This is a genomic window from Clostridium sp. (genome assembly GCF_047718555.1).
GTDB lineage: Bacteria > Bacillota > Clostridia > Clostridiales > Clostridiaceae > Clostridium_I.
The window spans coordinates 123,646-136,356 of the sequence record NZ_JBDNRK010000002.1 but is presented as its reverse complement, the minus strand read 5'-3'; the positions used below and the strand labels follow the sequence as shown (position 1 = coordinate 136,356).

Genomic DNA, 12,711 nt, shown 5'->3' with positions numbered 1-12,711 from the left:
TGTCTTATGACTATTATTTATTAGTTGTCAGTTGTCCTTGTGGAAGAATGCTGTTTGGTACAACTGATGTTTTTGATCCTTTAATGTTAAGTTCAAAGCTTGGAGCAAATGTAGCGTGGTGATCTGTATAGAAGCCTCTATTTGTCATGTAGCTTGTTATTACCACGTTGTTACCTTCAGGTTGAGGTACAGCAAAATGAGAGTAAGTAAATGTAAGATCAGCAGGATCAAGATTCATGTTTAATACTAGTCCACTACCGTTTAATGGCTTGTATTCTCCAGTTAAAGAATTTGATGTGAAACCTAACATATATACATCTTTATCGCCTATTCCATCAATAGTCATTTTAGATCCTCTTGAATCTGTGAATAGATACCATTTGCCATTCATTTTAAATACATTAGCACGTTCGATTTCATCTGTTACTGTATTAGATGTAATTAATGGTTTCATTACTTTTTTCAAAGTATAATCATTATTTAATTCGATAATACCTAGCACTCCATTTGCTAATGATGCAGTTTGTTTTTTAGGACTAATTAATAGTTTGTCTTTTTCTGTCTGGAAGAATTTTTCACTTCCGCCATAGAAAGCTTTATTAAATAAAGAATCATCACCTTGATATCCATCTTCTGTTCCAGTATTAGCTTCAAAAACAAGATATTTGTGGCCATTATCTTCAACATAGTGAGGATCTCTTAATGTATGGTTATCATTAGAACTCCACTTACCTTCATCTATGAATTGTTGAACATTTTGATATAATTTACCGTCTCCGTCAAAAATAGATTTATAATCTGATACACCGTCAATCTTAAGTGTATTAGAATCTGGCTGAGACATATTGATTTGAGCTGTTGTTAATGTCTGTTTACCAGCACCTGATCCTCCATCTTCTGGAGATCCAGAGTAATCTGTGTAAAATAAACGTACATTGCCATCTTTAGTTAAAGTAGCAGAGCCTGACCACTCTTGTGTTTGATACTTAAGAATAGGGTCATTTGAAGCGAATTTGTCGCTATCTTTAAATACTCTACCAGCATTTTTCCAACTGTCGATAGATGTGTCACCTATTTTTTGATAGAATAAGTAAATAGAAGTATCGTTACCGTTCTTAGGATCTCCTGCTAAAGCAAAAACGATGTTATATCCGTTATAATTTGCCACTGTTCCATCGGCGTTTTGTAGCGGCCAGCTATCCCATACGTCTAAATCTATTAAATTACCATATTTATCATAGCCTTTTGCTGATGATATATTTTTTATAGTTGATGCATCGAATTGAGGCACTTTAAATTGTGGGCTATTTTGTTGTCCAGGTACTTTAAGCATATCAGAACGAGTTATATGGGAAACCCCATAGGTGTTGTTGTAATCAAGAGTGCTAGCAAGAGCAACAGATCCCCCACCTATTCCTGTAAGTAATGCTGTAGTAAAAGAAGCGCTTAGAACAAATTTCATAATTTTTGACTTAATCATTAATTTACCCCCTAAAAATTATTATTTTTATTTTTGTTTGTCGAAACTAAATTACTAACAAAATTTTTATGGCTATATCATTCCCCCTTGCTTCGAAATATACATACGTAAATTTTTTATGCTTTTTTGAGGTGAATTAAAATTTAAATTAAAATTATATTTTTTATCTTTATATATTGCAGTAAAAAAATAGAGAACAGCACAAATATAAGAAAGTCTATACCTTTTTGTAAATTTAAGGTATCTTCAAATAAATAACTAATCAATATACTAGTATATTTGACTTGCCACTTATTTTCACATGCCTAATCCATAAAAAGGTATAGACTTATTTGTGTAAATCTCTATATTCACTGGATATTATATATATTTTATCTAATATCCAATACTCTTACCTATTGATTGTAATCTTACTTTGTTTGTGTAAATTTTTTTAAGTTATCTTTTTGAATGATTTTTTTGTTTATCAATAGTTAGTTGTCCTTGCTCAAGGTTGCTGTTTGGCACAACAGATGTCTTACCTCCTTTAATATTAAGTAAGAAGCTTGGAGCAAAACTTGAATGCTGATTAGAGAAGAAACCTCTGTTTGTTATATAACTTGTAATTACTACATTACTGCCTTTTTCCTGTGGTACAGCAAAATGTGAGTAAGTAAATGTAACATCAGATGGATCAAGATTCATGTTTAACACAAGGCCACTTCCATTTAAAGGTTTATATGATCCAGTTAAAGAATCTGAAGTGTAACCTAACATGTATACATCTTTATCACCTATTCCATCAATAGTCATTTTAGCTCCTCTTGAGTCTGTAAACAAGTACCATTTACCATTCATTTTAAATATATTTGCACGTTCAATTTCATCTGTTATTGTGTTAGATGTAATTAGTGGTTTCATTACTTTTTTCAAAGTATAATCATCGTTTAATTCAATGATACCTAGTGCACCATTAGCTAATTCGGCCAAACCTTTTTTAGGACTTTGTAACAATTTAGTTTTTTCAGCTTCAAAAAATTGTCTAGTTCCACCATAATAGGCTTGATTGGATAAAGCATCCTCTCCTTGGTAACCAGTTTCTGTTCCAGTATTAGCTTCAAAAACAAGGTATTTATGTCCATTATCTTCAACGTAGTGAGGATCTCTTAATGTATGATTATCAGAGTAATTTGGTGCTTCAATACCTTGCAAAACATTTTGATAAATCTTTCCATCGCCACCATCAAAGATAGATTTAAAATCTTCTACGCCATCAACCTTCAGCGTAGTAGCATCCGGCTGAGATAAATTAACCTGAGCTGTTGTTAAAGTTTGTTTACCATAGAACCCTTTATCTGGATTCCAGGCTTGTCTATCTGTATAAAACAATCTAACTTTTCCATCTTTAGTTAAAGTGGCAGAACCTGACCACTCTTCTGCTTGATCTTTTAGAAAAGGATCATTTGGAATAAATTTATCGCTATCTTTAAATACTCTACCCGCATGTTTCCAACTATTAATGGATGTGTCGCCTATTTTTTGATAGAATAAGTGAATAAACGTATCACTTCCAACTTTAGGGTCTCCTGCTAAAGCAAAAACGATATTGTATCCATGATAATTTGCCACTGTTCCATCCGCATTTTGAAGCGGCCAGCTATCCCATACATCTAAATCTATTAAATTACCATTCTTATCATAACCTTTTGCTGAAGGTATGTTTTTTATTGTAGATGCGTCGAATTGAGGCGCCTTAAATTTTTCATTGTTTTGTTGTCCAGGTATTTTGGACATGTCATAACGTGTAATATGAGAAATATTATCATACTTTGGTTTAAAATCTTTGCTATTGTTTTCTTTAGCAAGAGCAACAGATCCACCGCCTATTCCTACAAGTAATGCTGTAGTAAAAGAAGTACTTAAAACAAATTTCATAATTTTTGACTTAATCATTAATTACTTACCCCCCAAATAATTATCTTTTTCAATATAAATATAAATTTTTTATTCTGATTTTTTATCTTGTATATCACCCCCTTTTAAATCTAATATATACATACGTATATTTTTATTTTTGAGATATACTAAATTTTGATTAAAAATTAATTCTTATTATGGATTAAATGTTAAAAATATACATATGTAACGATTGAATTTATGTTGAATATTTCTAATTTGTAAAAATAAATACATATTTTCTACAAAATACAAATAGTCATTACACGTGATGTTAACCTTTTTACCATAATAGGAAATTAAATTTGTTTTAGAATATACATTAGCTTTACCTTGGTGATGATAACAGCATATTCTTGAATTGATTTGTATTTGTCTATTAGAAATTGGATTTACATCTAATCAATACTAAATGCCAGTTTAATTATTGTAGAATGCCAAATATGATTATCTGAGTTTCGTACGAATGAAACATTAATAATTTGAAAAAGATAGTTTCTAAAAAATAAATAGTGGATAATAGCAATCCTTAAAATATAATTTTCTTATCACAAAAAAATTAAGAGAGGCTTGTATCATCCACATGAGTAATATTACCTTTACTCAAGATAATTGTAAAGAAGAAACTATTTCCATTTGGCTAGTCATCGGATAAATCAAGAAGTGTAGAGTGGAGTATTGATAAAAATAAAAACCTTTTATACAATTAATATAATAGGAGAAAATGGTAAAGGGGAAGGATGGTAATAATTATGACAAAACCTAAAGTATATATTGCAAAACATTTTCCGAAGGAAGTAATCCAATACATTGAAAAGTATTGTCAGTGTGAAAAATGGGAAGGTGAAGGGGAAATTTCTAGAGAAGTTCTTCTGAGCAAAATTAGGGATAAGAACGGAGTAATATTGACTTCAATTAAAATTGACAAGGAATTTCTAGATAATGCACCTGATTTAAAAGTTGTCAGCAATGTGTCTGTTGGATATGATAACTTTGATTTACAGGCTATGAAATCAAGAAATGTAATTGGAACAAATACTCCTAGTGTATTGGATAATAGTGTGGCAGATTTAGTATTTGGATTAATGCTATCTTCAGCACGTAGAATTGTGGAATGTGATAAATATGTAAGATTGGGAAAGTGGAAGTCTCAATATGATGAGAATTATTATGGAATTGATGTATATGGTAAAACATTGGGGATAATAGGCATGGGAAGAATTGGTGAAGCTATAGCTAAGAGAGCCAGATTTGGTTTTGATATGAAGGTACTTTATCACAATAGAAGCAGAAAAGTAGAAGCTGAGAAAAATTTGGGCGTAGAGTATTCAGATTTGGAAACCCTTTCAAAGGAATCTGATTTTGTAGTTTTAATGACACCATTTACAAAGGATACCTATAGACTTATTGGTGCCAATGAATTTAAATTGATGAAAGAAACAGCCATATTTATTAATGCATCCAGGGGACAGACTGTGGATGAAAAAGCATTGATTGAGGCACTGAAAAGTGGAGAAATACGGGCAGCAGGCTTAGATGTCTATGAAAAGGAACCTGTTGATGTTAATAATGAATTACTTTCTTTAGATAATGTAGTTGTTCTTCCTCACTTGGGTTCAGCTACCTGGGAGACACGTAATAATATGGCTATGGTAAGTGCTGAAAACATGGTAAAAGTATTATTGGGAGAGGCTGCTCCAAATATAGTTAAAGAACTCAAAGAATAATACAAAAATTGACAAAATTTATATGTTAATAAAATTTTCTGCAGGTGAAATTAGGTAATATTGATAATTAACTGGATAATTTGATGAATTGAAATAAATTAATGGAAAAGGTTTTTTATTGTACTGATTGTATAGTAAAAAGCCTTTTTTCATTTAACCATATAATATTATCAACAACTATAGGATAATACTACAAACATAAATAGAATAAATGTAAGGCAAACTTTCATTTAATGAGATTCGTTGATAAATGAATTTTATTTAGTGGAAGTTTATATTTCTACTAAGTTTAGATGAATTATCAATTTAAGATAAATAAAGAAAATGGGAAAACTAATAAAAATTTATTAAAGTAAAGCGTAGTTATTTTTCAAAATGTGAAAATAACTACTTATTCTTAAACAATTATTTATAATTTACAGTAAATTATAAATAATTATTATTGACAAATAATCACCATAGATATAAAATATTTATAAATCAGAGTGAAATGCTCGGGATTAAAATTCTATTTTAGGAGAGATTAATATGGGAGATAAACTTTTAGATATAAAAGATATTCATGTTGAAGCAGATGGAAATGAGATATTAAAAGGTCTTAATTTAACTGTAAATAAAGGTGAAGTTCATGTAATAATGGGTCCTAATGGAGCGGGAAAATCAACTTTGGTAAATGTAATAATGGGGCATCCTAAATATAAAGTTACAAGTGGAGACATAATATTTGAAAATGAAAAGATTAACGAGCTAAAGACAGATGAAAGGGCAAAAAAAGGTATATTCCTGTCATTTCAGACACCAGAAGAGGTTCCAGGAATAACAGTAGAAGGACTTTTAAGAAGTTCCAGAGCAGCTGTTACAGGAAAGCCTATTAAGCTTATGGCCTTTAGAAAAGAACTTAAAGAAAAATTGGAAATTTTACAATTTGATGAAAGCTATGCTTCAAGATATTTAAATGTTGGCTTTTCTGGTGGAGAGAAGAAAAAAAATGAAATAATTCAAATGATGATGATAAATCCTAAACTAGCTATACTTGATGAAACTGATTCAGGTCTTGATGTAGATGCCGTTAAAATAGTTTCAAAAGGTGTAAATAAATTTAAGAATGATGATAATGCTATACTGATAATAACTCATAACAGTAAGATATTAGAAGATTTAAAACCTGATTTCGTTCACATAGTTTTAAATGGCAAGGTTGTTAAAACTGGAGATGCTTCCTTAATAGATGAAATAAATAATAAGGGATTTGGAGAATTTAAAGAAGTAGCTTTAGGCATTTAAAAAGTAAACAATAAGCTAAAGATGCATTAGCAAGTAAAAATTGAAACAGAAATTTAAATGAAAATATCTTATAAGGAGGTAAGTCTCATGGAGAGGAATAAGACTTTTATTGAGGAGCTAGATCGAGGTTTTTATGATATAAAAAATAAAGATGTATATAGTTATAAAGCTAAAAAGGGATTGACTAAAGAAATAATAATGAATATTTCTAAAGAGAAAAATGATCCTGAATGGATGACAGAGTTCAGGCTTAAATCATTAGAAATATATAATAATATGGATATGCCAACTTGGGGACCATCTCTAGATGAATTAGATATGGACAATATAGTTACCTATGTTAAACCAAACACTGAAATGAAGGGCAATTGGAAGGATGTGCCTGAAGAAATAAAAGATACTTTTGAAAAATTAGGCATACCAAAGGCTGAGAGGGAGTCCTTGGCTGGCGTAGGAGCACAGTACGACTCTGAAGTTGTGTACCATAGTATAAAGGAAGAATTGGTTAAACAGGGAATTGTATATACAGATATGGAAACAGCATTAAGAGAATATGAAGATATAGTTAAAGAATATTTTATGAAATTAGTTCCGCCTAATGATCATAAATTTGTAGCACTTCATGGTGCAGTTTGGTCTGGAGGTTCTTTTGTATACGTACCAGAGGGGGTAGATGTAGAAATACCACTTCAATCTTATTTTAGACTTAATTCCCCAGGTGCAGGACAATTTGAACATACATTAATAATAGTGGAAAAAGGTGCTAAGCTTCATTTTATTGAAGGTTGTTCAGCTCCAAAATACAACGTAACAAATCTCCATGCAGGCTGCGTAGAACTTTATGTTAAAGAAGGAGCAACTTTAAGGTATTCAACTATAGAAAATTGGTCAAGAAATATGCTTAATCTTAACACCAAGAGAGCAGTTGTTGAGAAAAATGGTACTATAGAATGGGTATCTGGTTCCTTTGGATCAAAGATTTCTATGCTCTATCCTATGAGCGTATTAAAGGGAGAAGGAGCTAAGGCTGAGTTTACCGGAATAACTTTTGCAGGAAAAGGACAGCATCTAGACACTGGTGCTAAGATGGTTCATGCGGCTCCATACACTTCTTCAACTATAAATACAAAATCTATATCCAAGAGCGGTGGTACCGCTATATATAGAGGTGCTGTAAAAGTATCTCCAAATGCACATCATACTAAGGCATCTGTATCCTGTGAATCTTTGATGCTAGATGATATTTCCCGCTCAGATACACTGCCGGTACTTGATATCTTAAATGATGAGGTAGATATTGGACATGAAGCAAAGATTGGAAGAATAAGTGACGAAGCTATTTTTTACCTTATGTCAAGAGGTATAAGTGAAGAAGAAGCTAAAGCAATGATCGTAAGAGGTTTTGCAGAGCCAATTGCTAAAGAATTGCCTTTGGAATATGCTGTGGAAATGAACAATCTTATAAAGCTTGAATTAGAAGGAAGTATTGGTTAGGTGGTGAAGGTAATGAATAATAATGCATTAAAAAATATAAATAAGATTCCTGTAAGAACATGGAGATGGCTAGGGGTAAATGATTTATCCATAGATAGGGAACTACCAAAAATAAAACCATACAATAAGAATATAATTGAGGATACATACGAAGAAGGTTTGCAGGTTATCCCTATTAATAAGGACAGTAATACTTTAAGAATATTGGATACTTTAAATTATGAAGGTATAAGTAAAGAAGCAACAGAGCAGGTGAAAAACAATTATAATACTGGTGCATTCATACAGGTTCCGCCAGAAAAGAAAGTTTTAAATCCAATATTTATAGATTACTCCATTGACAAAGAAAATCCTGTGGTTATAGATGATAATATAATAATTGCTGAAGAAAATAGCGAAATAACAGTAGTGGTTAAATATGATTCAGATAATGGTGAAAATTATTTTCATAACGGACTCACAAGAATATATGGTAAAGCAGGTTCTACTATAAACCTTATAAAAATACAAACTATATCTGATACAGCTGTTCATCTTGATGCAAATGCAGCAGAATTAGAGGCTGGAGCAAAAATAAATTACGTAGTAGTTGAACTTGGAGCTTTGCACAGTGTAACTAATTATAAAACAGATTTAAAGGGATATAAGAGTTCTGAAAATTTATATTCCATTTATTTAGGAGATAAAGAAAGAAATATTGATATAAATTATTTAATAAATCATTATGGTAAAGAGACTAATAGCTCTATCGAAACCAGAGGTGCTCTTCTTGATAAAAGCAATAAGATATTTAGAGGTACTTTGGATTTTAAAAAAGGAGCATCTAAATCTAAAGGACAGGAAGAGGAGTATGCAGTACTTTTAAGTCCTAATGTAAGAAACAGGTCAGTACCTATACTTTTGTGTACAGAAGAAGATGTGGAAGGACAACATGCTGCCAGTGCTGGTAAAATAGATGAAAATAAGCTTTTTTATCTTATGACAAGAGGGCTTAGTGAAAAAGAAGCAAAGAAGCTTATAATAGAAGCTGCTTTTAATCCTATTTTAGATAAAATCCCTTTACAGGATATTAAAAGTGAAATTTCAGAAATTATTAGGAGGAAACTTATAGATGACTAATAAATATGTTGCGGATTTTCCCACTATAAATCAAACAGTTAATGAACATAGATTAGCCTATTTAGATAGTGCAGCTACTACTCAAAAGCCAACATCTGTAATAAAGGCAGTAAATGAATATTATAATCAATTTAATGCCAATCCTCATAGAGGAGCGTATTATCTTAGTATAAAAGCAACAGAAATATATGAAAATACTAGAGAGGTTATAAAAAATTTTATAGGTGCAGAAAAGGCAAAGGAAATAGTATTTACTAAAAATGCTACAGAAGGTTTTAATTTGCTAGCTTATTCCTATGGAATGAATTTTATAAATGCTGGAGATGAAATAGTCATATCCATAGCAGAGCATCACTCTAATTTAGTTCCATGGCAGCAGGTGGCAAAGGCTAAGGGCGCAGTGCTTAAATATTTGTACTTAGATGAGGAAGGTATAATTTCAAAAGAAGAAGTTGAAAGTAAAATAACTGAAAAGACTAAGATTGTATCCGTTACTCAGGTATCTAATGTACTTGGAACTATTAATCCTGTGAAAGATATTATTAAAAAGGCTCATTCTGTGGGAGCAATTGCTATAATAGACGGATCACAAAGTATCCCTCACATGAAAGTTGATGTGAGGGATCTAGATGCAGATTTTATAGTGTTTTCTGGACACAAGATGCTTTCACCTATGGGAATTGGAGTAGTATATGGGAAAGAAGAGCTGTTAGAAAAAATGCCGCCCTTCATATTTGGCGGCGATATGATAGAATATGTGTGGGAGCAGGAAGCTACTTTTGCAGAGGTTCCCTATAAATTTGAAGGTGGTACACAGAATGTAGGAGGAGCCGTTGGAATAACTGCTGCTATAAAGTATCTTGAAAATGTAGGCATGGATACGGTAAATAGTATAGAGAAAGACTTGGTAGGCTATGCATTGGAAAGATTAAGTGAAATACCTTATATTACTGTATATGGAACAAAGAATATTGATAAAAAAGCAGGAGTAATTTCCTTTAATGTACAGGATGTACATCCACATGATGTGGCATCTGTATTAGATGCTTCTGGCGTTGCAATCAGGGCAGGTCATCATTGTGCTCATCCCTTAATGAGATATTTAGGAGTAAATGCTACTTGCAGGGCAAGTTTTTATCTGTATAATATAAGGGAAGATGTGGACGCCTTAGTTGAGGGGCTAAAAAATACAAGGAAGTGGTTAGGTTATGGATCTTAGTAGTGTATATTCTGAAATCATAATGGAGCATAATACTTCAAATCACAATAAAAGGCATGTTGAAGGTGCAGATGTAGTGGAACAAGGGCATAATCCCAGCTGTGGAGATGAAATTGAACTCGAATTAAAAATAAAAGACAATGTGATTGAAGATGCAGGCTTTACTGGTGTAGGTTGTGCCATATCACAGGCTTCTACATCTATAATGATAGATTTAATAAAGGGAAAGACTTTAGAGGAAGCAAAGCAGCTGGTGGAAACTTTTTTAGGTATGATAAAAAGAGAGATAACCGATGAAAAGCAGCTGGAGATATTGGAAGATGCTTTAGCTCTTAAGAATATATCCAATATGCCAGCCAGGGTTAAATGTGCAGTTTTAGCCTGGCATACTTTAGATCAGTCATTGAAAAGAGATAAAAATTAACATAATTGTAAAAATCCTTAATGTGTATTATAACAGCATATTAAGGATTTTATTATTTTTGAAAATTATTTGTTGGTAAATTGTACAAATTTAAAGAATTTTTACATAAACAATAGCTAATTTACATACTTAGTGTACAATATATACGAAAAATATGAATATTGTGAATTTATAAAATAATATTATTTTAGTGTATAATTTAGATATTTGTTATATAATAGTTTATAAACTGGTTCCACAGTTTAAAGACTGATTGAAAATTACAATAAAAAAACGGAGGGAAAGTTATGGTAAAATCAATTCAATCACCGAGTAAATATGTACAAGGTTCAGGTGTACTGACTCAATTAGAAACTTATGTAGGAAGCTTAGGAGAGTCATTTCTTGTAGTAGCAGATCCATTTGTTTTAGATGATGTAAAGGAAAAGATAGGAAAGAGTTTTCAAGGTACTGAAAAAGAGGTTACAATTGAAAAATTTGGTGGAGAATGTACTAAAAATGAAATTGACAGATTAATACAAATAGCAAAGGCAAAAAATATACAGGCTGCAATTGCTATAGGTGGAGGAAAAACTTTAGATACAGTAAAGGCAATTGGATATTATACTAAGATTCCAGTGGTTATAATTCCAACATTAGCTTCCTGTGATGCTCCATGTACAGCACTTTCAGTTATATACACAGAAAAAGGGGAATTCAGTGAATATTTATTCCTGCCAGAAAACCCTAATATGGTTATGGTTGATACAGATATAATTGTAAAGGCTCCAGTGAAATTTTTAGCAGCTGGTATGGGCGATGCTTTTGCAACTTACTATGAAGCAAGAGCTTGCTATAAAGCAAGTGCTAGTAATTTAGTTGGTACAAAAATAACAAAGGCAGCTTTAGCTCTTGCAGAACTTTGCCATAAAACTCTTCTTGAAGATGGAGTAAAAGCAAAACTTTCAAATGAAAAGGGAGTTTTAACTAAGGCTCTTGAGAACATAATAGAAGCAAATATATACTTAAGTGGTGTGGGAGCTGAAAGTTCTGGACTAGCTGCTGCTCACGCTATTAGTAATGGTCTTACTGTTCTTACAGAATTACATCGTGTATCTCATGGAGAAAAGGTTGCCTTTGGTACTTTAGTTCAATTAGTTCTTGAGGATGCACCTGTAGAAGAAATAAAACAAGCCATAAACTTTATGAAAAATGTGGGACTTCCAGTATCCTTAGAAGAAATGGGCGTAAATGTTATAAATAAAGACGCCATATGGAAAGTTGCAGTATCTTCTTGTGCAAAAGGTGATACTATGGGAAATATGCCGTTTGAAGTTACTGTAGAAGACGTTTATGGAGCAATAATAGTTGCAAATGAACTTGGTAAGCAATTTAGATAATATTTTTTTACTAATGATTGTTATATAACAAACAATTATGTTACAAGTTAAACAAGCATGTTATAAATTAAACAAGATTTTTAAAAATGTTTAATTTCATAATTAATTAAAGATAAGATCCCTAGTATGGTGTGAAAAACATATTAGGGATTTTTTGTCATATATGATTTCTCTCTGACCCCATAATAACCTTGGACAGAATCTAACGAGCATGGGAGTATAAAAGTGTTGACAAAAGCACTCTACTTGAATAGAATAATCTTAAAGAGGTGTATAGATTATGACATTAAAAAAGATTCCTGATGCTGAATTAGAAATAATGGAAATTATTTGGGATAGCGAAAGACCTATATCTTCAAAGGAAATGATTAAAATCATGGAAGAAAAAAAGGAATGGAAGAATACAACTACATTAACATTACTTTCACGATTAATTGATAAAGATTTTATAAGTGCTAAAAAAGAGAAAAGAATTAGTTATTATACTCCTATTATAACTAAAAAAAGTTATTTAGGATTAGAAACTGGTAATTTTTTAAGAAAATTACATGGTAATTCATTAAAAAGCTTCGTTACTACCTTACATGAAAATCACGACATAACTGATAATGATTTAAATGAATTAGAAGAATGGATTAAAAATAGGTGAT

The 12,711-nt window shown here is 31.4% G+C and carries 10 protein-coding genes; 8 read left to right on the top strand and 2 right to left on the bottom strand.

Annotated features, from left to right (window positions below; genetic code table 11):
• Positions 1 to 13: 13 nt before the first annotated feature.
• Both ABF633_RS01395 and ABF633_RS01390 read right to left on the bottom strand, forming a co-directional pair.
• Entirely contained in the window at positions 14 to 1,480 is a 1,467-nt protein-coding gene (locus ABF633_RS01395; RefSeq protein ID WP_415521272.1) for a glycoside hydrolase family 68 protein, read from the bottom strand.
• 438 nt (positions 1,481 to 1,918) lie between these two features.
• Positions 1,919 to 3,412, bottom strand: a complete 1,494-nt coding sequence (locus tag ABF633_RS01390; RefSeq protein WP_415521271.1) for a glycoside hydrolase family 68 protein — start codon at positions 3,410 to 3,412, stop codon at positions 1,919 to 1,921.
• 755 nt (positions 3,413 to 4,167) lie between these two features.
• Here ABF633_RS01390 and ABF633_RS01385 point away from each other — a divergent pair.
• The 8 genes from ABF633_RS01385 to ABF633_RS01350 all read left to right on the top strand — a co-directional run bounded on the left by ABF633_RS01385 (position 4,168) and on the right by ABF633_RS01350 (position 12,710).
• The gene (locus ABF633_RS01385; protein ID WP_415521269.1) at positions 4,168 to 5,142 is read left to right on the top strand and encodes a 2-hydroxyacid dehydrogenase; all 975 of its coding nucleotides are present in this window, start codon (positions 4,168 to 4,170) and stop codon (positions 5,140 to 5,142) included.
• A gap of 528 nt (positions 5,143 to 5,670) precedes the next feature.
• Positions 5,671 to 6,426 carry a Fe-S cluster assembly ATPase SufC gene (sufC, locus tag ABF633_RS01380; protein ID WP_415521267.1) on the top strand — a complete coding sequence of 252 codons (756 nt, stop codon included), beginning with the start codon at positions 5,671 to 5,673 and terminating at the stop codon, positions 6,424 to 6,426.
• 87 nt (positions 6,427 to 6,513) lie between these two features.
• Positions 6,514 to 7,920, top strand: a complete 1,407-nt coding sequence (gene sufB / locus ABF633_RS01375; protein ID WP_415521265.1) for a Fe-S cluster assembly protein SufB — start codon at positions 6,514 to 6,516, stop codon at positions 7,918 to 7,920.
• Positions 7,921 to 7,932: 12 nt separating this feature from the next.
• A complete protein-coding gene (gene sufD / locus ABF633_RS01370) occupies positions 7,933 to 9,039 on the top strand; it encodes a Fe-S cluster assembly protein SufD (protein WP_415521263.1) in 1,107 nt (368 codons plus the stop codon).
• On the top strand, positions 9,032 to 10,258 hold the full coding sequence (locus tag ABF633_RS01365; RefSeq protein ID WP_415521261.1) for a cysteine desulfurase: 1,227 nt from the start codon (positions 9,032 to 9,034) through the stop codon (positions 10,256 to 10,258). Before sufD ends, ABF633_RS01365 begins: the two co-directional genes overlap by 8 nt.
• On the top strand, positions 10,248 to 10,682 hold the full coding sequence (gene sufU / locus ABF633_RS01360; RefSeq protein ID WP_415521259.1) for a Fe-S cluster assembly sulfur transfer protein SufU: 435 nt from the start codon (positions 10,248 to 10,250) through the stop codon (positions 10,680 to 10,682). The genes ABF633_RS01365 and sufU overlap by 11 nt, the downstream gene beginning before the upstream one ends.
• Before the next feature lie 287 nt (positions 10,683 to 10,969).
• Entirely contained in the window at positions 10,970 to 12,061 is a 1,092-nt protein-coding gene (locus ABF633_RS01355) for a glycerol dehydrogenase (protein ID WP_415521257.1), read from the top strand.
• Between the two features lie 280 nt (positions 12,062 to 12,341).
• Complete coding sequence (locus tag ABF633_RS01350; RefSeq protein WP_415521255.1) at positions 12,342 to 12,710, top strand: BlaI/MecI/CopY family transcriptional regulator; 369 nt, start codon at positions 12,342 to 12,344, stop codon at positions 12,708 to 12,710.
• Position 12,711 lies beyond the last annotated feature (1 nt).